We start from the raw sequence: 24,709 nt of genomic DNA, 5'->3' as shown, positions 1-24,709 counted from the left end.
AAAAATGTAAATCAAAAAACTAAGAATGGATTAGTTCGAAGATAGTTAATACAAGAACAAAGCAGAAGCACAGAGCTGACAATAGTCAGTGAGTACTTCTAATGCCGTTATTATTTTAACTAGCAAAGAAATAATCTATTCGATTAGCCCATGCGGTAGTTTGGAGCTTCTTTCGTGATGGTCACATCATGTACGTGCGACTCCCCCATACCTGCTGAAGTTATTTTCATAAACTCAGGTTTAGTACGCATGGTTTCAATATCTTTTGAACCCGTTAGTCCCATAGATGAACGTAACCCACCCATTTGTTGATGGATAATTGCAGCAACAGGACCTTTATAAGCAACACGACCTTCAATACCTTCAGGAACTAATTTATCAGCTTCACCATCAGATTTTTGGAAGTAGCGATCACTAGAACCTTCTTTTTGACTCATTGCGCCTAAAGATCCCATACCACGGTATGATTTATAATAACGACCTTGGTATAGTTCTACTTCACCTGGAGACTCTTCAGTACCAGCAAACATGCTACCCACCATTACACAATGAGCACCAGCAACAAGAGCTTTTGCAATGTCACCAGAAAAACGAATACCGCCATCAGCAATAACAGGAATACCTGTACCTTTTAATGCTTCTACTGCATTTGAAATAGCTGTTAATTGTGGAACACCAACACCAGTAACAATACGAGTAGTACAAATTGAGCCTGGGCCGATACCTACTTTAACTGCATCTACACCAACATCGGCTAATGCTTTAGCACCAGCACCTGTTGCTACGTTACCTGCAATGATTTGCAATTCTGGGTATTTATTACGAGTTTCAGCTACACGATCTAAAACACCTTGAGAGTGACCATGAGAAGTATCAATTAATAAAACATCAACACCCGCCGCAACTAAAGCATCAATACGCTCATCGGTACCTGCACCAACACCAACTGCAGCCCCCACACGTAAGCGACCTAATTCATCTTTACAAGCATTAGGCTTACTTTCTGCTTTTTGATAATCTTTAACTGTAATTAAACCTTCAAGTTTAAAGGCGTCATCTACCATAAGAATTTTTTCGATACGGTGCACATGCATTAAACCAAGAATCTCTTCACGTTTAGCGCCTGACTTTACAGTGACAAGTTTTTCTTTAACCGTCATCAATTTAGAAACAGTTAAAGTTAAATCAGTTTCGAAACGTAAATCACGACCAGTAATAATACCCACTAACTTGTTATCAGCATCAGCAACAGGAAAACCAGAGAACCCTAGCTTGTCTGCAAGCTTCATTACATCTTCAATTGTATCATCAGGAGAAACAGTAACAGGATCAGAAACAATACCACTTTCATATTTCTTAACTTTAGAAACATTTTTGGCTTGTTCTTTAATTGTCATATTTTTATGGATAAAACCGATTCCGCCTTCTTGAGCAAGCGTAATAGCTAAACGAGCTTCGGTAACTGTATCCATAGATGCTGAGATCATGGGTACATTAAGATCTATTTTACGAGTTAATTTAGTTTTTAAATCAGCTGTATGAGGAAGTACCTTGGAATGGGCAGGTACAAGTAGAACATCGTCAAAAGTTAACGCTTCTTGGGCAATTCTTAGCATCGCAACATCTCACTAATAAGGGGTGATCAGGAGTAAATATTGCGGCAGAATTTTAACCGCTTTCGCACCTAAGGTAAACTTAAATTTTCGTAAAATGCAAAATAAATCACCTTTAAAATAATTAACCACGATATAATGTTGTTTTCAGCTCTTAAAAACCAAAATCAAACGAAAAGTCGACATGAATCATCATATTTTACAAGTTAGTGAATTAACCAAAAAAGTACGCTTTATTTTAGAGAGCGAACTCAATACCGTGTGGTTATGTGGCGAAGTTTCTAACTTTATTGCTGCAAGCTCAGGTCATTGGTACTTGTCGTTAAAGGACAGTAAGTCTCAAGTAAAATGTGCCATGTTTAAAGGTAATAATCGCAAAGTAAGATTGTCTTCTGGATTACCTAAAAATGGTCAACAAGTTTTAGTAAGGGCTAAAGTTTCACTGTATGAACCTCGAGGCGACTTTCAATTAATTATTGAACAACTTGATGATGCCGGCGAAGGTCTACTTAGACAAGAATTTGAGCAACTCAAAAGCAAACTCCTTGCTGAAGGCTTATTCAACTCTTTATATAAAAAAGAAATACCTAAACATATAAACACTGTAGGTATTGTTACCTCGCCCACTGGCGCTGCTGTGAAAGATATACTTACCGTTTTAAAGCGTAGAAATCCTCTGCTTAATGTCATTATCTACCCTGCCTTAGTTCAAGGAACTCAAGCTAAGTTTGAAATAGAACAAGCGATTAACACAGCTAATCATAGACTAGAATGTGATGTACTGATTGTCGGCCGAGGTGGAGGTTCACTAGAAGACTTATGGTCTTTCAACGAGGAAAATGTTGTTAGAGCAATTTATCGTAGTCAAATCCCTGTTATTAGTGCCGTAGGTCATGAAATAGATACAACGCTTTCAGACTATGCTGCAGATCTTCGTGCGGCAACGCCTTCAGCAGCTGCAGAATTAGTATCTTCAGATATTGAAGAGAAACTACAAAGATTTTCATTACTAAATCAAAGAATTCGTCAGGTAAAACAAAGAAACCTTATTCATCACAAAACCAGACTGGGCCATATAAAGCATAGGTTATCTTTATTACATCCTGCGCAAAAGTTAACAGTACAACAACAGAGGTTTGATGAATTAAGCTTTAGACTCAATAATAATTTAAAACAGTTAAAATCTCGTTTAGCACTACAAAAAGAACAACTTGACCAACGTTTATTACTACAATCGCCACTTAAAAGGATTCATGATAAGCAGCAACAAATAAGTCAACTAAAAGCACGGCTTATTAATGCTATTCACTCAACCAATAAAAGTAAGCAAAATCAATTTAAATACACGATTGAGCAATTAAATTTAGTTAGCCCTTTAGCAACAATAGCTAGAGGTTATAGTGTTACTAAAGATAATAAAGATAAGGTCATCACCAGTATTTCGCAAATACAAGTAGGTAATGATATTTCAATACAGTTAGTTGATGGCTTTATTTCAGCAAGAGTGAATAACAAAACTGAAATTAAATAGAGATTAACTGAACCTGATCCCAAGTTTATCTTTTTTATGAGTAAAGCTAAATTTCAGCAACCACAGCATACTGAACTAACTTAGTGACATTCTCTTTGCTTTGTTCCAAAAACTTAACACCTAATGAAACACCTGCAATTTGTGCTTTTAAATTACAAACATCACCACTTAAATTGATGTTTTGTAAACCGAGAAAATCTTCAACAATAATATTAATTTTTTTATCTGAGGTGAGTGCTAATGACTCACCATTATTTATGGTTATTTGACAGCCATGAACTGAGATATTACTAATACTACCTTTCCAGTATTCATTATCAATTTTCAATTTCACTGGAATGTTAACGTCAATACGAAGAGAGGAACGTAAACTTTGTAACGTAACTCTTTTTGGAAACTCTAGAACAATCATTCGAGAAGGTATTTGTACAGTTTGTTTTACAGTTGAAGCAAAAGCAACAACTGAGCCTTCATGACCTTCAATTAACCCGCGTACAGTAATTGATGTACCTTGAGATATAAAATTTGTAAAACTACCTAATCTATTGCTATCTGGGAATTGAACAAGTACATATTTTTTGGGGAAATAACCAATAAAACAAGTTCTAAATTTTCCTCTTTGCCCTGCGGGAGTGACAATATCTAAAGATACCGTAGTCCCTGGTAAAAGAAGAGCTAAGTGATTACTTAACCTATTAGTTGTATTAACTTCTTTAGCGCTCACGCCATTTGACCTATTCCTAATGTTATTGCAATCCACAGTAGCTAAATCGGTACTTAAAAGCAATATATACCCATTACAACTCAGTTAGATAAACAACCTCAATTCAGTTGGATAGATTCTTCTCTAGCATCTAGTTATTCTTGCTTCATTGTTAAGTTTACTTGTAATAAGCTCGGTATTGACGCAAGGACTGTCTTAAAGTGAAACTATCAAACTAGCGCTTACGTTAAACTTTGATTAGTAATATTTCAATAAATTAACAATATTAAAGCAAGTTCAGTTTAGGTATAAAAAAGCAGCCCTAAAGCTGCTTTATTTTAATTAACTCGACCCTAATTTTTAATCTTTCTTATAACCTTGCGTTAATCTAGCAAGTTTCTTTTGCTCGGTATAATTGAGCTTTTTCTTGCCTGCAAACGGATTACTTGTTTCTCTAAACTCTATTCTTATTGGTGTTCCCATTATTTTTAATGATTTACGGTAATAGTTCATTAAATAACGTTTGTAAGATGGGGGTAACTTTTTAGCTGAGTTACCATGGATAACAATAATAGGTGGATTATAACCACCTGCATGAGCATATTTTAATTTAATACGGCGACCTTGATGCATTGGCGGTTGATGATCAAACACAGCCATATCTAATATTTTAGTTACCATAGACGTTGATATACGTTTAGTTGCCGAAACAAAAGCCTCTTCAACTGATTCGTATAAATGTCCAACACCGGTACCATGCAAAGCAGAGATAAAGTGAATGCGTGCAAAGTCAATAAAACCTAAACGTCTATCTAATTCAGTTTTAATGCGATCTTTTACATGGTCATCTAAGCCGTCCCACTTATTAACAGCAAGGACTAAAGAACGACCTGATTCTAAAATAAAGCCAAGTAAACTCAAATCTTGATCTGTAATACCCTCTTGAGCATCTATAATTAATAAACATACGTTAGAGTCTTCAATCGCTCTTAATGTTTTAATAACAGAGAATTTCTCAACAATATCCGTTACATTTTTACGACGTCTAATACCTGCCGTATCAATTAATGTGTATTCACGCCCATTATGTTCCATAGGAATATAAACACTATCACGTGTAGTACCCGGCATATCGTAAACAACAACACGTTCTTCACCTAAAATACGGTTAGTTAATGTTGATTTACCTACATTAGGCTTTCCTATGATAGCAAGCTTGATACGATCATTTTCTTCTGGAGCAGCATCAATTTTTTCTTGGTCTGATAACTCGCTTTCCATCTCGCCATCAAACTCATCATTTTCTTCTGCTTTAGGAGCAGATAATGCTTCAATATGAGGCGTTAGTGCCAAAGTTAACAATTGAGTTACGCCACGACCATGAGCCGCAGCAATTTGATGAACTGTATCGCCAAGACCTAGCGAATAAAAGTCTGCAACAGCAGAATCAGCATCTATACCGTCAACCTTATTAGCAACAAGAAAAATCTTTTTATCTTGTTTACGTAAGTAACTCGCTATACCCAAATCAGCAGAAGTTAAGCCTGCACGAGCATCAACCATAAATAGAACAGCATCAGCCTCATCAACAGCCATTAATGACTGTTCAGCCATGAGTGCATCAATTCCTTCTTCGTCACCTTGAATACCACCAGTATCAATAACGATAAATGGGTGCTCTTCAACTTCAGCCTTACCATATTGGCGATCACGCGTTAAACCCGGATAATCTGCAACAAGTGCATCTCGACTACGAGTAAGACGATTAAATAGCGTTGATTTACCTACATTAGGACGACCAACAAGCGCTACAACTGGAAGCATGAATACCTCGATTTAAAAAGAATGATAAGTTTTGTACTTCTGACAAAACTCAATATATAACCTAAATTTGAGATAATTAATTAAGAAATACATTATCTCAAATTTAGATGATTTATGTTTTTATTAAAATAAACAACGGCTCCAACACTAAATGTGAGGAGCCGTTATTAGATGTAATACCTGTGTAATTTAAGGCGTTTGAATTGCCTGTAAATCACCATTTCGTGCTTGTGAATATAATATGTCTTCATAAACAATGGGTGCAACATGAGTACCGCTTGAATCAAGCTCATGACGAGAAACTATTTCGCCTGTAGTACTATCTAACCAATGTAAATAACCTTCATAATCACCAACAACGATATAACCTTTTACTTCAACAGGGGCAGTAACATCACGATTTGTTAGAGAAAGTTGGCTCCATTTCTCAGTACCATTTAATCTATCAACAGCATAAACATGACCTTTTATATCTGTTAAATAAATAGTACTAGGTGTTACTAACAAATCTGTATAAGACGAATACTTACGTTTCCATGCTATTTGACCTGTTCGTAATTCAATTACCGCTAAATTTCCACGAGAAGAAATTGAATAAACTTTATCGCCAAATATAACAGGCGATGAATCAACATCAATTACACGTTCAAACTCAGTAGAACCTGAAGGTTCACCTACGATCGCTGACCAACCTTGTTGTCCATTCTCTAAAATATAAACAGATAAATTACCATCTGGAGTACCAATAAATACACCACCAGAAGCAATAGCTGGAGCACTAATACCACGTAAGGTTAATGCTGGAGTGTCTTGGTCAATCTTCCAAAGCTCTTCGCCATTAGTTGCATTAAATGCCTTCATAACACCTGACGAGCTATTTACAACAACAACGCCTGAATCAATAGCAGGAGCTGATAATACTTCACCTTTAATATCTGCTTGCCAGTCTAACTTACCTGTTTCAGCATCTAGCGCGTAAACTTTACCGTTTTCGCTGCCTAAAAATATCTTATTAATACCAGCAACAATACCACCGCTAATTAGCGCTGATTTACGGCTTTCAAAAAAGCCACGCTTGTTATCAATATCACTTAAATCAGCAGTCCAGATCTCATCGCCAGTTTTAAGGTCAATAGCTGCAACATCACCTTTACGATTACTTGTAAATAGCTTGTCGTAAGCAACTACAGGAGTAATTCGAGAGAAGTAACCTTCTGCACCACCACCAATATTTTCTTCCCATAATACTTCGGGTTCGAATTGTTGATTAATTTCTGTTAATTCAACGGGTAATGTTTCATCAATCTCGTCTGTTGATGAACATGCTGAAATACCTAATGTCATTAAAAAAACTACAGCAATTTTATTTTTTAAACTTTTCTTATCAAAAATTAGCACATCAAAATCCACTTATTGGTCATAAAACATATCGAGCGTTATCTTAAGACAACACAATTCGAAAAAAAGTCACTCAATATGTTATTTTTTACATTATTTTAAAAACAGAAGTTAATGTTCTAGTTTAAAATAATATTTTCCGCTAAATCATCTAACTTCATTTGAAGTGATTGACTTGCTGCTCCAGCTGTTGCCGCTATCGCGTCTTGGTATGAAGTACGCGCTAGATCTTTTTTATCTTGAAGTAAGTAAGCATCACCTTTGATTTCTTCAATTGCAGATTTAAACGATGATGGTAAAGGCGCACTTAATGTAGTTAGCGCCGCATCTACTTTATCTAACTGTATTTGAACTCTCGCTAAACGTAACGTTGCAATAGCTTTAATACCTTCGTCTTTAGAAGACTCAATAGCTGTTATTAAATACTTTTCTACTTGTGACCAATCTTGATGACTTGCCGCTTTCTTTGCTAAAGATAAAGCTGTTAAACCTGAATATGTTGAATCTTTATTATCAGCAATAAACTTTTCACCAGCAGCAATAAAACCTTCAGGCTTAGTCTCAATTGATTCAACTAAAGCTTGATAAGCATCAGATGTTGCTAATTCTTTTTCTAGTTGTGCATCTTTATAATAATTAAAGCCGACAAAGCCTGATAAGCCAAGAACGATGCCTGCAATTATCATATTACCGTTTTTGTTCCAGTAACTTTTAATCGCATCTACTTGTTGTTCTTCTGTTTCGTAAATTTCCACAACTTTTCCTTAAATTAATTTTTCTAATAAGCTTGGCACTTGATCAAATGCTATGCTTTCTTGTTCATGTTGGCCGCGCAAATATTTAACTGTTACTGTTTGCTCTGCTAATTCGTTTTCGCCTATTATCAAGGCAACTTGAGCGCCTGACTTATCAGCACGCTTCATTTGTTTCTTCATATTTCCACCACCACAATGATTTTGTAATCTACATTCTGGCACTGAATTACGCCATTGTTCAGCTAACTCAATGGCTTTTAACTCTTCGGCTTCACCTAACATAATTAAGTAAGCATCAACTTGCGGTCGAACATTGTTTACTTTTTCTAGGCTAGTCAACATTAATACTAAGCGTTCAATACCTAAGGCAAAACCAAAACCTGGAGTTGCTTTACCACCTAACTGTTCAACTAATCCATCATAACGTCCGCCAGCACAAACTGTACCTTGTGAACCTAAACTTGTTGTTACCCATTCAAATACTGTGCGATTGTAATAATCTAAACCACGAACTAAACGATCATTTATTACATAGCTAATACCTGCAGCATCTAGGCGACGACACACTTCTTCGAAATGCGTTTTAGATTCTTCACCAAAGTAGTCAGATAATTTAGGTGCGCCAATTAAAGCTTCTTGAACTGCTGGATTTTTACTATCTAGAACACGTAAAGGATTTGTATGCATTCTGCGTTTACTGTCTTCATCTAACTGATCTTCTCGCTCAGTTAAAAACGCCACTAATGCATCTCTGTATTCTGCACGCTCTTGATTAGAACCTAAAGAATTAAGTTCTAGTGTTACATGTTCGCTAATACCAAGCTCGCGCCATAAGCGTGATGATAAGGTAATAATTTCTGCGTCAATATCTGGTGTTGCTAAACCAAAAGCTTCAATACCGAATTGGTGAAACTGACGGTAACGACCTTTTTGAGGGCGTTCATGTCTAAACATTGGCCCCATATACCACAAGCGTTGTTCTTGGTTATATAGTAATCCATGTTGATTTGCAGCTCTCACACAAGAGGCTGTACCTTCAGGTCTAAGGGTTAAACTGTCGCCATTTCGATCATCAAAAGTGTACATTTCTTTTTCAACGATATCAGTTACTTCACCGATAGAACGTTTAAAAAGTGCAGTAGATTCTACAACCGGCATACGAATTTCAGCAAAACCATAATTGCTAGCTACACGTCTTAATACTGTTTCAACCATTTGCCAAATATTGGTTTCAGATGGCAGACAATCATTCATGCCTCTTACTGCTTGTATTGCTTTACTCACTAATGTACTTCTCTTTGTATAATCAAAATGCTTAAATTGCTGCGGGCATTATAGGGGTATTAAGGCTAAACGTAAATAATACCTTGCTTAGCCTAGTTATTGGTGTGTTATTTAGATATTAATCTATCTCTTTCACGTCAATACTATTTTCTTTATCAAGCATTTTAGCTTTAGCTCGAATACGCGTTTCAAGTTGATCAACTAAATTAGTATTATCAAAACGCTCTTTTTGTCTTATGCCATCAAGATAATAACCACTTTTTTTACTACTACCTGTTAAGCCTAAATCTGAAACAATAGCTTCGCCTGGACCATTAACAATACAACCGATAATGGAAACATCCATAGGTGTCATAATATCTTCGATACGTTGTTCAAGGGCATTGACTGTAGCAATAACATCAAACTCTTGGCGTGAACAACTCGGACAAGCAATAAGGTTAATACCACGGCTACGCAATTTAAGTGACTTTAGAATATCAAAGCCTACTTTAATTTCTTCTACCGGATCCGCCGCTAACGACACACGTAAAGTATCACCTATACCTTCAGATAATAACAAACCTAAACCCACAGAAGATTTAACCGAGCCTGAGCGTAAGCCACCAGCTTCAGTAATACCTAAATGTAATGGATTATCTATTTGGTTAGCTAATAGTCTATATGCTCCAACAGCTAAAAAAACATCAGAAGCTTTTACACTTACTTTAAACTGGTCGAAGTTTAAACGGTCAAGAATATCAACATGACGCATCGCTGACTCTAATAAAGCTTCAGGTGTTGGTTCACTATATTTTTCTTGAATGTCTTTTTCTAAAGAGCCGCCGTTTACACCAATACGAATTGGAATATTATTGTCGCGAGCTGATTGAACTACAGCTCTAACACGATCTTCTCTACCAATGTTACCTGGATTAATTCTTAAACAGTCAGCACCATATTCAGCCACTTTAAGGGCGATACGATAATCAAAATGGATATCAGTAACTAATGGAACATTAACTTGTTTCTTAATTTCTCTAAAAGCTTCTGCTGCATCCATAGTAGGTACACTGACACGAACAATATCAGCACCAACAGCTTCTAATGCTTTAATTTGCGCGACAGTTGCAGCAACATCTGTTGTTAATGTATTTGTCATTGATTGCACAGTAATAGGTGCATCGCCACCAACAGGTACATTGCCAACCATGATTTGACGAGATTTGCGTCTTATAATAGGAGATTCTTTAAACATAATTATTCTTTCGATTACTTATTATTTTACTATTAAGATTGTGAGGATAGCGGTAAAGTTAATTTAGCAATGTGCCCTTCAGGATAAACAGACATATCGATGCTTTCACCTCCAAAGTCTATTTCCACTAACTCTGGCTTTCCGATCGTTATTTTTAGAGGTGCTTGTGCATCTATCGTCATTACATAACCTGTTTTTTTAATACCCCAAGCGATCCTTTCACCTAATGCGTCATAAATATTTACCCAACAATCACCAGAAAAAGTAAAAACAACTTGGGTTAATTCTGCCTTTTCTATAGTGCTTGCTGCAGATGAAGACTCTTCTTGAGAAGCTAAGCTATTATCTGCAGTGCCTTCATTCACGATACTTTCTGTTAAGTTATCATCAATTAAAGGTTTTATTGCTGTATTTACTGCTGACTGAGCCTGCTCTTCAGGTGTTTTAACATCATTACTCTCTTCATCAAGTATTTCTGTATTTGTATCTAATAATTCATCTGACGAATTAGAGTTAACGAGGTTAGCTTCTGAATTTGAGGCATTTTCGACAGCAGCTATATCATCTTTCTGAATCGCCTTATCATCATCTTGCAGCCACCACATCACGGTGAAGCCAATAAAGATGGCAAGAATCAAATAAGTAATCCACATTAATAGGTTATTTTGGGCTTTTTTAGCGGTGCCATTTGAAAAGCTCTGCATTCGTGCCGGATTTATAGCAACGCCATTCATGCTTTCATATAAGCCAATAACATCAGCATTAGGGATATTAAGTAACTTTGCGTAGTTTTTTAAATAACCACGATTAAAAGTGTCAGGCAAGCTTTTATCATAAATATCAGCTTCCATATTTTTAACTAACGACACTCTAAAATTTAATCTAGCAGCTACATCTTCAACACTTAAACCTCGGCTAGTTCTAGCTTCAGCTAAAAGCTTACCAGGACCAGCTATTACGTTTTCTACTTCAGGTAATTCTTTACTCATTTAAGTAAACCCACTAGTGTTTAACTGCTTTTTTAGGGTCAGCTAAATATATAACATCCCCAATCTTTAAAATTTTAGAGCGCTTGAAACCATTCCATCGCTCTATAAGGTACATTTTAATATTATGCCGCTTAGAAATTGAATATAAGCTGTCGCCTTTTGCAATAACGTGAATAGGCAAAGTCAACATTCTGTTGCCATCATCATCTCTTGAAGCTTTAGCTATACCAGTGTTTGATGAATCATCAGCTATTAGTGCCGCCGCTTCTTCCTTCAATTTATTGGTTGTTTCTGATACTAAAGATTCAACGTCTTCAGCTTCTTTAGGATTATTAACATTAGCTTCAATTGCAGGACTTTGAGTTAATTCCTCTATAATATCTTCGCTAGCATCATCAGTTTGTTTGTTTATTGTTGGTTCCACTGACTTTTCTTTAGTTTGAATAGACTCAACTATCTCAGCTTTGTTTTGAGATTGAGAAGCTGAAGCAACTGAAATTCCAGATTGTTTATTTGGCGACAGTACCATCACGCGTTTTTTAGGTTTATCGCTTTTTTGGCTATTGAACGATAAATACTTTTCAGCTAAATCATCGGCTTCAATATGTTGTAAATTATTTAAGATATACTGTTTTGCTTCATATGAGTTTGGAAACATTTTCACTAATAAACCAGCATAATTTTTTGCTATACGCTGATTATGCATTTTTTCATAAACTTTATAAGCTAAGGCTAATGCATCAGGTGTAAAGCGTCTCGTTGATTTTTCATAGCGTCTAAGATATTGGATACTCTCGTCATATTTACCCATAGCATATTGTAAACGTAGCATTTGCAATAATGATGACGAACGACCTGGACTGTGAGAAATAGACTTAGCTAAGTACATTTCGGCTTTTTCAAACTTGTTATCTTCCAGTTGACAAGTAGCCAAATTTTCATAGCTTTGAGCAACTAAAAGGTAGCTTGGAACCGCAATAGCTTTAAGTAAAATAGTTTCAGATTCATCATACCTTTCGCGCTTACAAAGAAACACACCATAATTATTTAAGGTGTCAGCATCATCCTCATCTAATGACAACGCATATTCGAAAGAAGCTATCGCTTGTTCAGGCTCATCAACCACATCAAAATATTGCGCAAAGGCTGTATGTACTTGAGTTAATCTAGGAGCATAGCGTTTGGCTTTTTCTAAATTAAGTTTTGCTTGCGTGGTGTTACCCATATTCAAATACCCCATACCTAATGAAATACGTGTCATCGCGATTTCATTATTAGTTGAAGTATTTTCAACTCTAGGCGTATCCGCATTATTTTCGTAATTTTTTGTAACGCAGCCACCCAATAAAGTGGACAGTATACTCACTGTAATAATGTGACGAATTTTTAGCATTAGAAGCAAAGTCCCTTAATTTAGAATAAATTGCATACGCATCATAACCATATCAGATAACTTTTACTGTAATTTCTTCTGTTTTTGCTTTGTTTTTTTCATCTATTATTGCTGTACGCTTAGTTCTATCTAAAACATCACCTGCTAATTGACCACAAGCAGCATCTATATCATCACCACGAGTTCTACGTGTAATAACGGTTAAGCCGTAACTTTGTAAGACTTTATCAAAACGATCTATACGCGAATTACTTGATCTTTTATACGGAGAACCTGGATATGGATTAAAAGGTATTAAATTGATTTTACTTGGTAAATCTTTCAAAGCGATAGCAAGTTCATGCGCTTGTTCTGTGCTGTCATTAACATGATCAAGCATTACATATTCAATAGTTGCTTGTTTATTGGCTTTTGAACCTTCAATGTATCTACCTGCTGCAACTAAAAAGTCTTCTAGCGGATATTTTTTATTAATAGGTACTAGTTCATCACGCAACTTGTTATTAGGCGCATGAATTGAAATAGCTAAAGCACAATCAATTTTTTCTTTAAGCATGTCTAAAGCAGGAACAACACCTGAAGTACTTACCGTAACTCGACGTTTAGATAAGCCATAACCTAAATCATTAAGCATGGTATCGAGTGCAGGAATAAGGTTCTTCATATTTAATAAAGGTTCGCCCATTCCCATCATTACAATGTTCGTGATAGGTCGTTTGCCTGCGATACGTGTTGCGCCAATATCGTTAGCTACACGCCACACTTGACCAATAATTTCAGCCATAGACAAGTTGCGGTTAAAACCTTGTTGCGCTGTTGCACAGAAAGTACATTCAAGTGCACAACCTACTTGTGAAGAAACACATAAAGTAGCGCGATCATTTTCAGGGATCCAAACAGTTTCAACTTCTTGACCGCCTTCAAGCCTTAATGAATATTTTATGGTGCCATCTTTAGACACCTGCTTTTCAGAGATATCAGGTGCAACAATTTCAGCAGTACGTTGAAGTTTTTCACGTAGCTTTTTATTGATGTTAGTCATTAGTTCGAAATCATCATAACCAAAGTGATATATCCACTTCATTAATTGATCCGCTCGAAATGGCTTTTCACCTAACGACGCTAAAAACTCACGCATCATTTGGTGGTCCAAATTAAGTAGGTTTACTTTTTTAATAGACTCTTGCGATACTTCAGCCACTTCACTCATGATAAACAAATCTCAGAAACACATTTAAATAGGTGAAATATTCATCTTTTATAAAGAGAAATATCTCATAAGGTTTGATCTCTACCCCATTATAAACAGAGGTAGTTTTAACGATATAAGTACCGCTAAAATTTTAATATTGAGTATTCTAATAAAAAAGACTCAATATTAAAATCTTAAGAATAGCCCTCTCGTAATTAAGCAAAAAGCTAATCGCTATTTAAAACAAAAGGATTTTACCGAATATTCAGTAAAATCCTTTTTTGATACTATTGTTTGCTACTTAACGTAGCAGCAAATATTAACGCGTACGTGAACAAATTTCATCGTCAGCGAAAAAGTAAGCAATCTCACGAGCTGCAGATTCTAAAGCATCTGAACCGTGACATGCGTTTTCGTCAATTGAATCAGCGTAATCTGCACGTAAAGTACCTGCTAATGCTTCAGCAGGGTTAGTAGCACCCATGATTTCACGATTTTTTAATACAGCGTTTTCGCCTTCTAACACTTGAACCATAACTGGACCAGATGTCATAAATTCAACAAGTGCGCCAAAAAATGGACGTTCACTATGTTCAGCGTAAAAACCTTCAGCTTTTTCTTTGCTTAGGTGAACCATTTTTGAAGCAACGATTTTTAAACCAGCAGTTTCAAAACGGTTATAGATTTGACCAATAACATTTTTAGCTACTGCATCAGGTTTTACAATTGAAAAAGTACGTTCGATAGCCATGATAGCCCTTATAAGATTTAGTAAGTATAAATTTTGCGCGAGATTATAGACGAATTACAAACAAAAAACTAACACTATCAGAAGAGAAAAATAACTTAATTTACTAAAACACTATTATGATTGAAGAATTGTTAAAATATAGACAATTAACCAAGGTTAAGTTTGCTCTAAAGTTGATTATGTTAGTTATTCAAGCCTTAAATTTATCAACTTGCTTACATATCTAATATTTGTTTAATGTCATCAGTTATTTGATCTATGTTATCTACATTAGCAGGAGCAATAAAAATTGTATCATCACCAGCTAAAGTGCCTAAAATACCTGCAGACTCACCCATACTATCTAGCATTCTAGAAATTAATGGTGCTCCACCAATACCTGTTTTAACAATAATTTGCATGCCATTGTGCTTAACACTTATAACAACAGATTGAATCGCTTGTTTTGTTCTCGGTACTGCTAACTCATCAGGTAAAATATAAACCACCTGACTTGAAGCATTCCTCATTTTAACGGCGCCTAATTTAGATAATAAGCGAGAAATTTTAGCTTGAGACATATTCTCATAGCCGTGTTGTGCGAGAGCTTCGGCTAATTGGCTTTGAGAACCATAACGTTGATCTTTCAATAAACCTTTAAATATTTGAATTAATGCAGACTCATTCTTTTTGCGGTTACTTAGCATGTTAGCTCTGTGAATTTCTGGTTAGTTAAAAAAGACATGGTATTATAATCTCAAAATCTAATAATAGATATCTCCTTAAGATTATAAGGAAGAAGTAGGATAACTAACTGTTATCTATAGTTACAATAGAATTTTGAAGTTTATTGTACTTAAATGTTTTATTGGCATTTTAAAGTTCACTTTATTCATCAAGTTTAAAACCTTCATATCAAACAAAATTAATAACCAAGACCATACACATTTCTTTCTGTTACATAAGCTATTAATCGGTACGTTTAATTAACAACACAATTAATTGAGTGCATTATTTTTAACCTCAACTTGGTTTAAGATGTTTTTAATTCATTGAAATTATTACTAATAACATTCAACTTATACGCTAGCTTGATAATTTTTCTTTCTTCAAAGCAAACTTCGCGTCAATAGCTAGCCTATTGCAAGTAAATTTAATGATGAAGCAAGTAAAAGTAGCAGTTAGAAAAGAATATATGAAGCCGAGCTCAGTTTTTTTAATAATATTATTGATCTAAAGTTAATATCTCATCGTATAGCACAACAAGAGTCACCTAATTCACTGTAAATTGTTATATTATGTATACACCTTGGACATATAATTCAGCTCCGACTGAAATCATTATAAGAAATTCAACAATGAATTCTGATGAACAACAGCAATTAAAAAGCTGGCTATACGACATAGCAACTGACAGAGATAAAAACGCATTTACAGCGTTGTTTTCTTGGTTCGCGCCTAAAATTATTCAATTTGGTATACAAAAACTTAATACCGAAAGCGCAGCCAATGAATTACTTCAAGAGACAATGACGAATATATGGAGAAAAGCTCACCTTTTTAATGGTGACAAGGGCGAAGCAACAACATGGGTTTACAGCATAATGCGTAACTTATCGTTTGATATGCTAAGAAAGGTAAGGTCAAACCGCGAAGACACATTGAGTGAAGATATTTGGCCAATGGCTGAAGCTCAACTTGTGCAAGAGGATAGTTTTGACGACCACCTGATGAGCTCTAACCTACTAAAAAACATTGATATTTTACCTGAAGCACAAAAAGAAGTTGTAAAAGGTTTATATCTTGAAGAAATGTCTCAAGAGCAGCTCGCAACAAAACTTGCGATTCCTCTAGGAACAGTCAAATCTAGATTAAGGCTGGCACTTATTAAACTTAAACAACAGATAGGAGAGTCGAAATGATCACTCATCATCCACACTACGAACTCCTTAATGCCTATGTTGAAGGAGAATTACCTGCTTCATTAAGCGCGGGAATTGCAGTTCATGCTGAAATGTGTGAAATATGTGCAAAGAACATTCAACGTATAACTGAAGAAGCTGCAGCTAATACATTTTCTGACGATGCAAATGTTTATAACAGTCTTTCAAAGAAAGTAATAACTGACAAAGCATTTGATAATATTAGTGAATTTGATCTCATGATGAAATCCATTATGGAAGACGATTCAATTACTGAAATGATGACTCAAGAGCCTTTAGATGTAGAAATCAAAGGGACAACGTACCCTTTACCTACTGCATTGAGGTCTATGGCTATGATGGGTTGGCAAAAGCTAGGCAAACTAAGTAGAGCACGTATTAATTTAAACGAAGGGTCATTGCACACAAGTTTATTACACATAGACAAAGACGGCGGTGTGCCATCTCATACCCACAAAGGTTTTGAGTTAACATTGTTACTAGAAGGTAGCTTTGAGGATGAAAAAGGCACTTATGTTAAAGGTGACTTTATTTGGTTAACTGATAAACATACTCACACACCTCATACAAAAGAAGGTTGTCTGTGTTACACCGTTGCAGATGACGCACTTCAATTTACTCAAGGTTTGAGCAAATTACTCAATCCTATAGGTAAATTTATTTATTAATATATAGATATCATTAGATATTCATCAATATTGGCTAACGTATACCAAGCCAGTATTGATGAGATTTATTGTCTAAAATACACATAATTATTCCTGTTACTTAAAGTTAAATTAAATATTTACTCAGTATTATCTGTATAACTCAAACTAGCTAACTATTAATAGAGCAGCTATACATAATAGATAGCGCTTGGCGCATAGCATAAGGATTTACAATGAAAGAAACACTTAACAGACCTGTGATTGGAATGAGCGCCTGTGTACATGGAGAGCCTGTTAGATATGATACAGGACATAAAAAATCTGATTTCTGTATGTCAGAATTAAGCAAACATGTGGACTATAAAACCTTTTGTCCTGAAGTTGCTATTGGTTTACCTATTCCTCGCCCAACCATCAGACAAATACTTAAAGATGACATTATTCATGTAAGCCAACCAGACGGCACAGGTGATGTAACTAAAGCGTTAACAGAATATGGACAAAAGACAGCACAAAATTTTGGCTCACTAAGTGGTTTTATTTTCTGCCAAAAAAGCCCTAGCTGCGGTATGGAAAGAGTTAAAGTGTATTACGATCATGGTAAAGGCTGTAAACATGATGGTGTAGGTTTCTTTGCTAGAGAAGTGATGAAAGCTAATCCTCTTCTGCCGTGTGAAGAAAATGGTCGTTTAAACGATATACCTTTGCGCGAGAATTTTATTATTCGAATTTTCACTTACCGCCATTGGCAAGATTTAGTTGCATCAGGCTTAACAAAACATAAGTTAATTACTTTTCATAGCGAACATAAATACTTAGTGATGAGTCATCATGTGCAAAGCTATAAAGAACTAGGGCAACTTTTAGCGAGAACAGATTTACCGTTAGAAGAACAAGCAGATTTATACATTTTAGGTTTGATGACGGCTTTAAAGAAACTGTCTAATAGAAAAAGTCACACCAACACTTTAATGCATTTACAAGGTTACTTTAAAAAATACTTAACTCCACTTCAAAAAGAAGAGTTAGTAGAAAAGATCCATCAATACCGAGAAGGCATTTTACCATTGTTAGTTCCACTGACATTAATTAACCATTATTTAAGAGAACATACTGAAGAGTATTTATCTGCACAGGTTTACTTATCGCCCTACCCTGATGAATTAAAATTAAGGTATGGTTTTTAATTTCGTATAACCTTATGTAGCCTGAACTAGACATGAGAATTTAGCTAACACCATAAAAAACGTTTAATTGGTGATACCATTTCTTACTTAATGTATTCACTTAGTATAAGAAAAATTTAAGCGTCTATAGCGAGTTTATTGCAATCAAGTTTGGCAACGTAATAAGAAAAAGGTTGTTAAAATACAAGTTATTATCTTGAGAACAGTTCACTTATAAATAAAAAACGGTTAACTCTTAAAAAAGTTAACCGTTTTTTATTTATATTCTGTTTAACCTAAACTCGATTTAAGATATTTTAATCCATTGAAATAGTTACTAATAAAATTTAACTCATACTCTAATACTCTAACTTGATAGTGTTTCTTTCTTCAAAGAAATTTACTTGCAATAGCTAATCTATTGCAAGTAAATTTAACGATGAAGCAAGTAAAACTAGTTGTTTGAGAAGAATATATTAAGCCAAGCTCAGGTTATTTACTGAAGCATCAATTAGTTTCGAGACAAAGCTGAAACTGTATCAGATATATTTGCAGCACCTATTTTTATCTCTTCCATCACTCCTGCAACTTCAGACATTTGAACACGGCCTTTTTCAACAAAGTCAGAAACAGAGCTCATCCCTTCTTGAACACTAAGCGTAATTGATTGGTTATTAAGTACAACCGATTCAATTTCATTTGTAGACTCACTAGTACGTGAAGCAAGTTGACGTACTTCATCAGCAACAACTGCAAAACCACGACCTTGCTCACCAGCTCTTGCTGCTTCAATCGCAGCATTTAGTGCTAATAAATTGGTTTGATCTGCAATACTCTTAATTGTTAAGACAATCGCTTGAATGCTATCGGCTTGCTCGCTCAATTTAGATATTTGCTCGGTGGTTGTTTTAGCTTTGTCAGACGCTTCATTCGAAAGTTTCACCGAAGAACCCAATAATTGAGCTGCATGCTCTGTTATTTTAACAGTTTCTACTGACGTACTATTCGCCATATTAGATGCATCACGAACAGCAACTTCCTTCTCAATATTTTGTGTAATATCGCGAGCAAATTTTATAACTTTGATAACATTTCCTGTGCTATCCATAATGGGGTTATAGGTTGCTTCTAACCATATTGAAACGCCATTTTTATCTTTTCTTAAATACTGACCACCTTTAAATTGCCCTTGCGCTAGTTCACTCCAAAACTCAGGATTTTCTCTATAAAAGAGATCTTCACAGAACATTTTATGGTGTTTACCAACAATTTCATTTAAATCATATTTGACAGTTTTTGTGAAATTTTCATTAGCCTGGATTATAGTTCCCTCTGGCGTGAACTCAATAATGGCTTGAGATTTATCTAAAGCATCAAGAATTTGTTCTTTGGCTAAAGAAGCCAGCTTTTCCTGAGTTACATCCGTTGCTATTTTCATAACTTTAACAACACTATTATCTACAATAATAGGAAAGTATGTTGCTTCAAGCCAAAGGATGTCGCCCTCTTTATTACGTCGTTCAAAAGTTCCTTTGTTTGGTTTACCCGAACGTAAACTCTCCCAGAAAGTTTGATACGAATGATCTGCTGCATAATCAGGATCACACATAACAGAATGGTGTTTGCCTATAACTTCGGATTTTGAATAACCAGCAACAGAAAGGAATAAGTCGTTCGCATCAAGAATATACCCTTGAGGTGAAAATTCGATAGTAGCGACACTATTTTTGATAGCTTGAATAACTGATTGCGACTCGATCAGTTGAGTATTGCAATGTTGAAGATCTTCTTTAAGTTTTTTATTAAACATACAGCCCCATTTTTTAAACATAATATTCGATTAAAAATGTCCGTATAGATTAATCAAGTTATAAAGCACCTCAAACAATAAAAATATCAATTATATAATGATCTTATTGATAAGTATTTTCGTATTAGCTTATGTAGAGGTATTAACTGTTTATTCTACTTCTGTATGTTTTTAACCTACTATTTAACTCACAGAATAAGAAATATTTACAATATATAAGAGATAAATATAGTGCAAAAATACCACAATGTACAAAAATAAAGCTTCTGTAAAACTGATTATGGCTTTTTATCAAAATAAACAAACACATTAAGTAAACTATAGGCATGTCTCATGGATCTAATTTGGTTTAGAAAAGATTTACGTATTTACGATAACCCTGCACTTACTAACGCAACTGAAAGGGGCAACTGTAAAGCTGTTTACATTTCAACACCTGTTCAGTGGCAACAACATCATATGGCCCCTATTCAAGCTGACTTTATTGAGCGTCATTTAAATTTATTAGCAGAGCAATTATTAGAATTAGGAATAGATCTAGAACATATAGAAGCGACTGACTTTAACGATCAAGCTGATAAGTTATTATCTTACTGCCAAACTCATAACATCGAAAATATTTATGCAAATAGTGAAGTCGAAATAAACGAACGAAACAGAGATAAAAAAATACAACAAGCACTTAGCGATACAAACGTTTCGTTACAGCTTTTTGAATCTGACGTTATAGTGAGTAAAGGAAAAGTCCTCAATGGTGATGGGGATATGTATAAGGTCTTCACACCTTTTAAAAATAATTGGGCAAATTACCTTACTCAACATCCGCTAAATATGAGCCAGCCACCAAAACCTTTAAAACAGGCGAGTAACAAGTCGATCAGCCCAGTTAAAATCATATTAAATACCCCAAAAACATGTTCAAAAAAATGGCCTTTATCTTCAGATATTTATAATCAAGTACTGCCTAGTTTTTTAGAAAAAAAACATGATGAATATAAAGAATATCGAGACTTTCCAGCTTTAAAAGGTACTTCCGGTTTATCACCTTATCTGACTATAGGCGCCATTAGCCCTAAAGTTATACTGTTTAATGTATTACAAAAGTATCCCCATATATTAGACAATCCCAAAGCTGACATATTTTGTTGGTTGAATGAACTAGCATGGCGCGATTTTTACAAACACCTAATTTTTCATTTCCCAGAATTATGTAAACATAAAAACTTCCAAACAAAATATGATGGATTAATTTGGAGAAATACTCCTGAACATTACCAAGCATGGTGTGAAGGGAGAACTGGCTACCCTCTTGTAGATGCAGCTATGAAACAACTTATAACTACTGGCTGGATGCACAATCGCTTACGTATGGTAGTGGCGAGTTTTCTAACTAAACATCTGTTAATCGATTGGAGATTAGGTGAAACTTTCTTTATGAAGCACTTAATTGATGGTGATTTCTCAGCAAATAACGGCGGTTGGCAATGGGCTGCAAGCACAGGCTGTGATGCTCAGCCATATTTCAGAGTATTTAACCCAATTAGGCAAAGTGAAAGATTTGATCCAGATGGTAGTTTTATCAAAAAGTATCTTCCTGAGTTAAGTAATGTACCAGCTAAACAAATACACTTTCCTCACAAATATTTAGCTAGTGTGGGTAAATCATCTGTATATCCAGAAGCTATTGTTGACCACAAAACGGCAAGATTAGATGCATTAGCTCTATTTAAACAAGCCTAAAACTAAAAGATTAAACTTATGAATTATTTTAAAGGGTACCTAACTAGTAATTAATATAAAATAGGTAAGCTAAACACTTGTTAATAATAAATAAGTTATCTATTACTCATAATATATTTTTAATCCGTAATTAGAAAAATGAGTAATCTTAGTTTTTGAAGGAAAGTGATCTTTTACAGTTTGAGCTTCGTATTTATACATAGCGTAACGTTTAACATTGTATAAACATTACATACGTATTAATTCAGCTTTTAAAGACAAGCTATAAATCAGGGAAGTAATAATGAGTGTTATAAAACCGACTCAACTGCATGGCCTTAATACTCCCGAGTGGTTATGTAAGTTTCAAATGATCTATCAGAATTTATCAAAAGATAACTTAAATTCTTTAACAGATATTTATCATGAGAATATTTCTTTTCAAGATCCTTTACACAAAGTAGATGGCTTAGAAGACTTTATTGCATATTTTGAAAATTTATACACTAACGTCATTACTTGTAACTTTGAAATAACCCACATAATCAACACTTCAAACGAAGCCGCAATCTATTGGGAAATGCGTTATGAACATCCTAAATTAAATTCAGGTAATACAATCTCTGTTATGGGGCATTCTCATCTAAAATCAGCTGATGGCAAAGTGATATTTCATCGTGATTATCTTGATGTTGGCTCAATGATTTACGAACACGTCCCCTTACTTGGAAGAGTTATTCGTTATTTAAAACAGCGATTAAGCAAATGAAGACTATACTGATAACAGGAGCTTCTTCTGGCATAGGTGCAGCAATCGCTTTATTGTATGCGCAAAATGGGTTTATGGTATTTGCTGGAGGCCGAAACCAAGAAAGGTTAACAAGTCTATCTGAACAACATAGCAATATTACCACTTTTGCATGCGATCTAACTTCTAAAGAAAGTATTGAGAGTTTAACGTTAAATATCCCAGCTTTAGATATTCTTCTACTCAATGCTGGTGGATGCGAGTACATCGACGATGCATTAAACTTTGACGGTGAGTTATTCGCTCGTGTTATTACTAATAATATTATATCAACAGGTTATTGTTTGGATGTATGGCTAAAATTAGTAAAGCCAAATGGCCAACTCGCTATCACCAGTTCTTGTGCTAGCTTTTTGCCTTTACCAAGAGCCGAGGCTTACGGTGCTTCAAAAGCTGCATTAACTTATTTAGCCAAAACATTAGCCATTGATTTAAAACCACATAACATTAATGTAAGTGTAATTAATCCAGGCTTTGTTCAAACAAGTCTAACCGATAAAAATACATTTAAAATGCCTTGTATCATCACTGCCGAACAAGCAGCTCAATATATTTTTAAGGGCTTATCTCGAAAAAGTAGTGAAATTAACTTTCCCAAGCGTTTCACATACACATTAAAATTACTTTCTTTACTGCCTTCTAACCTATGGAAATATCTGGCAAGTAAAATGGAAAAAGGTGCATAACAACATGAAAGATATAGCAATCATTGGTTCGGGGATTTCGGGACTTACTTGTGCCTATTTACTTGATAGAAAACATAATGTCACAGTATTTGAAAAAAATGACTACATTGGCGGACATACAGCCACAAAAGATATCGTCTTTAATAACAAAAGCTACGCCATAGACACAGGCTTTATCGTTTGCAATAACAGAACCTATCCTAATTTCTTAAAATTATTAAAACTACTTAAAGTTGATTTACAACCTACAGAAATGAGTTTTAGTGTTTTAAACAAACAAACAAACCTTGAATACAATGGCAACACATTTAATAGCCTATTTGCTCAACGAAGTAATATATTAAGCCTTAAATTTTGGGGTTTAGTTAAAGACATCATTAAATTCAATAAACATTGTAAAGCTGCTTATGCATCTGACAACATAAATAAAGAAGATACCCTTGGTGATTTTTTAAAACTTAATAACTTCTCAGACTATTTCAAACAAAATTACATATTACCTATGGGCGCAGCGATATGGTCGACAAGCCTGAGTGAGATGGAAGAGTTCCCTTTACATTTTTTTATACGTTTCTTCTATAACCATGGCTTACTAAATATTACTAATCGTCCACAATGGTATGTTATTCCTGGCGGTTCAAGAGAATATATAGAACCTCTGACAGCTTCTTTTGCAGACAAAATTGAACTCAACAGCCATATTAAGCATGTTATAAGACATATAAACCAAGTAGAAATTGTTTTTGAAAATGGTACTACTCGACTTTTTGACGATGTTATTTTCGCCTGCCATTCTGATCAAGCATTAGCCTTATTAAAAGATCCGTCAGCCAATGAAATAGATATATTAGGCAGTATTCCTTATACAAGTAATGAAGTGGTATTACATACTGACACCAACCTACTACCTAAACGTAAGCTCGCCTGGGCAAGTTGGAACTATTTGCTAGACAATACAAGTACAGACGCACAACTTACAAACCCATCATGTGTTACATACAATATGAATATTTTACAAGGTCTTAAAGACACTGACACAACATTCTGCGTCACCTTAAATCAAACAGAAAAGATTGACCCAAGTAAAATCATCAGCAGTTATATTTACCATCACCCAGTTTTTAATCATCAGAGTTTACAAGCTCAGTACAGACGTAAAGAAATTTGTGGCCAAAACAATACACATTTTGCTGGAGCTTATTGGCGCAACGGTTTTCATGAAGATGGTGTATTTAGCGCCTTAGTTGTTGCTAAACGATTTGGCATTGGGCTTTAAAA

The 24,709-nt window shown here is 35.0% G+C and carries 21 protein-coding genes; 8 read left to right on the top strand and 13 right to left on the bottom strand.

Annotated elements, in window-relative coordinates; translation table 11 throughout:
* Window positions 1-143 precede the first annotated feature (143 nt).
* Window positions 144-1,616, bottom strand: a complete 1,473-nt coding sequence (gene guaB, locus Q5N69_RS02590; RefSeq protein ID WP_304367282.1) for an IMP dehydrogenase — start codon at window positions 1,614-1,616, stop codon at window positions 144-146.
* Window positions 1,617-1,797: 181 nt separating this feature from the next.
* Here guaB and xseA point away from each other — a divergent pair, with 181 nt between their 5' ends.
* Complete coding sequence (xseA, locus tag Q5N69_RS02585; protein ID WP_304367281.1) at window positions 1,798-3,144, top strand: exodeoxyribonuclease VII large subunit; 1,347 nt, start codon at window positions 1,798-1,800, stop codon at window positions 3,142-3,144.
* A gap of 46 nt (window positions 3,145-3,190) precedes the next feature.
* Here the strand turns inward: xseA and Q5N69_RS02580 are convergent, their stop codons facing one another.
* The 11 genes from Q5N69_RS02580 to argR all read right to left on the bottom strand — a co-directional run bounded on the left by Q5N69_RS02580 (window position 3,191) and on the right by argR (window position 15,356).
* A complete protein-coding gene (locus Q5N69_RS02580) occupies window positions 3,191-3,868 on the bottom strand; it encodes a PilZ domain-containing protein (RefSeq protein WP_304367280.1) in 678 nt (225 codons plus the stop codon).
* A 339-nt stretch (window positions 3,869-4,207) separates the two neighbouring features.
* Window positions 4,208-5,671, bottom strand: a complete 1,464-nt coding sequence (der, locus tag Q5N69_RS02575; RefSeq protein WP_304367279.1) for a ribosome biogenesis GTPase Der — start codon at window positions 5,669-5,671, stop codon at window positions 4,208-4,210.
* A 189-nt stretch (window positions 5,672-5,860) separates the two neighbouring features.
* Complete coding sequence (gene bamB, locus Q5N69_RS02570) at window positions 5,861-7,069, bottom strand: outer membrane protein assembly factor BamB (RefSeq protein WP_304367278.1); 1,209 nt, start codon at window positions 7,067-7,069, stop codon at window positions 5,861-5,863.
* A 119-nt stretch (window positions 7,070-7,188) separates the two neighbouring features.
* Window positions 7,189-7,824, bottom strand: coding sequence for a tetratricopeptide repeat protein (locus Q5N69_RS02565; RefSeq protein WP_304367277.1), 636 nt, complete (start codon window positions 7,822-7,824; stop codon window positions 7,189-7,191).
* A gap of 9 nt (window positions 7,825-7,833) precedes the next feature.
* Window positions 7,834-9,108 (bottom strand): histidine--tRNA ligase, encoded by a 1,275-nt coding sequence (hisS, locus tag Q5N69_RS02560; protein WP_304367276.1) that lies wholly within the window; start codon window positions 9,106-9,108, stop codon window positions 7,834-7,836.
* Between the two features lie 118 nt (window positions 9,109-9,226).
* Window positions 9,227-10,345 carry a flavodoxin-dependent (E)-4-hydroxy-3-methylbut-2-enyl-diphosphate synthase gene (ispG, locus tag Q5N69_RS02555; protein WP_304367275.1) on the bottom strand — a complete coding sequence of 373 codons (1,119 nt, stop codon included), beginning with the start codon at window positions 10,343-10,345 and terminating at the stop codon, window positions 9,227-9,229.
* A gap of 32 nt (window positions 10,346-10,377) precedes the next feature.
* Window positions 10,378-11,334 (bottom strand): RodZ domain-containing protein, encoded by a 957-nt coding sequence (locus Q5N69_RS02550; protein WP_304367274.1) that lies wholly within the window; start codon window positions 11,332-11,334, stop codon window positions 10,378-10,380.
* Window positions 11,335-11,347: 13 nt separating this feature from the next.
* Window positions 11,348-12,727 (bottom strand): type IV pilus biogenesis/stability protein PilW, encoded by a 1,380-nt coding sequence (gene pilW, locus Q5N69_RS02545; protein WP_304367273.1) that lies wholly within the window; start codon window positions 12,725-12,727, stop codon window positions 11,348-11,350.
* Between the two features lie 52 nt (window positions 12,728-12,779).
* Window positions 12,780-13,937 (bottom strand): bifunctional tRNA (adenosine(37)-C2)-methyltransferase TrmG/ribosomal RNA large subunit methyltransferase RlmN, encoded by a 1,158-nt coding sequence (locus Q5N69_RS02540; protein ID WP_304367272.1) that lies wholly within the window; start codon window positions 13,935-13,937, stop codon window positions 12,780-12,782.
* Window positions 13,938-14,238: 301 nt separating this feature from the next.
* The gene (gene ndk / locus Q5N69_RS02535; protein WP_304367271.1) at window positions 14,239-14,670 is read right to left on the bottom strand and encodes a nucleoside-diphosphate kinase; all 432 of its coding nucleotides are present in this window, start codon (window positions 14,668-14,670) and stop codon (window positions 14,239-14,241) included.
* 215 nt (window positions 14,671-14,885) lie between these two features.
* Window positions 14,886-15,356 (bottom strand): transcriptional regulator ArgR, encoded by a 471-nt coding sequence (gene argR / locus Q5N69_RS02530; protein WP_304367270.1) that lies wholly within the window; start codon window positions 15,354-15,356, stop codon window positions 14,886-14,888.
* Between the two features lie 651 nt (window positions 15,357-16,007).
* On the opposite strand from argR, the gene Q5N69_RS02525 reads away from it, so the two are divergent.
* The 3 genes from Q5N69_RS02525 to Q5N69_RS02515 all read left to right on the top strand — a co-directional run bounded on the left by Q5N69_RS02525 (window position 16,008) and on the right by Q5N69_RS02515 (window position 18,429).
* Window positions 16,008-16,571, top strand: a complete 564-nt coding sequence (locus tag Q5N69_RS02525) for a sigma-70 family RNA polymerase sigma factor (protein ID WP_304367269.1) — start codon at window positions 16,008-16,010, stop codon at window positions 16,569-16,571.
* Window positions 16,568-17,260 (top strand): ChrR family anti-sigma-E factor, encoded by a 693-nt coding sequence (locus Q5N69_RS02520; protein ID WP_304367268.1) that lies wholly within the window; start codon window positions 16,568-16,570, stop codon window positions 17,258-17,260. The genes Q5N69_RS02525 and Q5N69_RS02520 overlap by 4 nt, the downstream gene beginning before the upstream one ends.
* A 215-nt stretch (window positions 17,261-17,475) precedes the next feature.
* Entirely contained in the window at window positions 17,476-18,429 is a 954-nt protein-coding gene (locus Q5N69_RS02515) for a DUF523 and DUF1722 domain-containing protein (RefSeq protein ID WP_304367267.1), read from the top strand.
* Window positions 18,430-18,919: 490 nt separating this feature from the next.
* Here the strand turns inward: Q5N69_RS02515 and Q5N69_RS02510 are convergent, their stop codons facing one another.
* Window positions 18,920-20,218 (bottom strand): PAS domain-containing methyl-accepting chemotaxis protein, encoded by a 1,299-nt coding sequence (locus Q5N69_RS02510; RefSeq protein ID WP_304367266.1) that lies wholly within the window; start codon window positions 20,216-20,218, stop codon window positions 18,920-18,922.
* A 333-nt stretch (window positions 20,219-20,551) separates the two neighbouring features.
* On the opposite strand from Q5N69_RS02510, the gene phrB reads away from it, so the two are divergent.
* The 4 genes from phrB (at window position 20,552) to Q5N69_RS02490 (ending at window position 24,707) form a co-directional block, all read left to right on the top strand.
* Window positions 20,552-21,958, top strand: a complete 1,407-nt coding sequence (gene phrB, locus Q5N69_RS02505; RefSeq protein WP_304367265.1) for a deoxyribodipyrimidine photo-lyase — start codon at window positions 20,552-20,554, stop codon at window positions 21,956-21,958.
* A 283-nt stretch (window positions 21,959-22,241) separates the two neighbouring features.
* Window positions 22,242-22,706, top strand: coding sequence for a nuclear transport factor 2 family protein (locus Q5N69_RS02500; protein WP_304367264.1), 465 nt, complete (start codon window positions 22,242-22,244; stop codon window positions 22,704-22,706).
* Window positions 22,703-23,431, top strand: coding sequence for an SDR family NAD(P)-dependent oxidoreductase (locus Q5N69_RS02495; protein ID WP_304367263.1), 729 nt, complete (start codon window positions 22,703-22,705; stop codon window positions 23,429-23,431). The genes Q5N69_RS02500 and Q5N69_RS02495 overlap by 4 nt, the downstream gene beginning before the upstream one ends.
* A 4-nt stretch (window positions 23,432-23,435) precedes the next feature.
* The gene (locus Q5N69_RS02490; protein ID WP_304367262.1) at window positions 23,436-24,707 is read left to right on the top strand and encodes an NAD(P)/FAD-dependent oxidoreductase; all 1,272 of its coding nucleotides are present in this window, start codon (window positions 23,436-23,438) and stop codon (window positions 24,705-24,707) included.
* Window positions 24,708-24,709 lie beyond the last annotated feature (2 nt).

The sequence above is a fragment of the Pseudocolwellia sp. AS88 genome, from assembly GCF_030551755.1.
In the GTDB taxonomy this organism is placed as follows: domain Bacteria; phylum Pseudomonadota; class Gammaproteobacteria; order Enterobacterales; family Alteromonadaceae; genus Pseudocolwellia.
This window is presented reverse-complemented; position numbering and strand designations above follow the sequence as displayed.

Excerpts from the sequence above, each read along its gene's own strand:
- guaB (WP_304367282.1), bottom strand. The coding sequence starts at position 1,616 with ATGCTAAGAATTGCCCAAGAAGCGTTAACTTTTGACGATGTTCTACTT.
- xseA (WP_304367281.1), top strand. The coding sequence starts at position 1,798 with ATGAATCATCATATTTTACAAGTTAGTGAATTAACCAAAAAAGTACGC.
- der (WP_304367279.1), bottom strand. The coding sequence starts at position 5,671 with ATGCTTCCAGTTGTAGCGCTTGTTGGTCGTCCTAATGTAGGTAAATCA.
- ispG (WP_304367275.1), bottom strand. The coding sequence starts at position 10,345 with ATGTTTAAAGAATCTCCTATTATAAGACGCAAATCTCGTCAAATCATG.
- Q5N69_RS02550 (WP_304367274.1), bottom strand. The coding sequence starts at position 11,334 with ATGAGTAAAGAATTACCTGAAGTAGAAAACGTAATAGCTGGTCCTGGT.
- pilW (WP_304367273.1), bottom strand. The coding sequence starts at position 12,727 with ATGCTAAAAATTCGTCACATTATTACAGTGAGTATACTGTCCACTTTA.
- Q5N69_RS02540 (WP_304367272.1), bottom strand. The coding sequence starts at position 13,937 with ATGAGTGAAGTGGCTGAAGTATCGCAAGAGTCTATTAAAAAAGTAAAC.
- ndk (WP_304367271.1), bottom strand. The coding sequence starts at position 14,670 with ATGGCTATCGAACGTACTTTTTCAATTGTAAAACCTGATGCAGTAGCT.
- argR (WP_304367270.1), bottom strand. The coding sequence starts at position 15,356 with ATGCTAAGTAACCGCAAAAAGAATGAGTCTGCATTAATTCAAATATTT.
- Q5N69_RS02525 (WP_304367269.1), top strand. The coding sequence starts at position 16,008 with ATGAATTCTGATGAACAACAGCAATTAAAAAGCTGGCTATACGACATA.
- Q5N69_RS02520 (WP_304367268.1), top strand. The coding sequence starts at position 16,568 with ATGATCACTCATCATCCACACTACGAACTCCTTAATGCCTATGTTGAA.
- Q5N69_RS02515 (WP_304367267.1), top strand. The coding sequence starts at position 17,476 with ATGAAAGAAACACTTAACAGACCTGTGATTGGAATGAGCGCCTGTGTA.
- Q5N69_RS02510 (WP_304367266.1), bottom strand. The coding sequence starts at position 20,218 with ATGTTTAATAAAAAACTTAAAGAAGATCTTCAACATTGCAATACTCAA.
- phrB (WP_304367265.1), top strand. The coding sequence starts at position 20,552 with ATGGATCTAATTTGGTTTAGAAAAGATTTACGTATTTACGATAACCCT.
- Q5N69_RS02500 (WP_304367264.1), top strand. The coding sequence starts at position 22,242 with ATGAGTGTTATAAAACCGACTCAACTGCATGGCCTTAATACTCCCGAG.
- Q5N69_RS02495 (WP_304367263.1), top strand. The coding sequence starts at position 22,703 with ATGAAGACTATACTGATAACAGGAGCTTCTTCTGGCATAGGTGCAGCA.
- Q5N69_RS02490 (WP_304367262.1), top strand. The coding sequence starts at position 23,436 with ATGAAAGATATAGCAATCATTGGTTCGGGGATTTCGGGACTTACTTGT.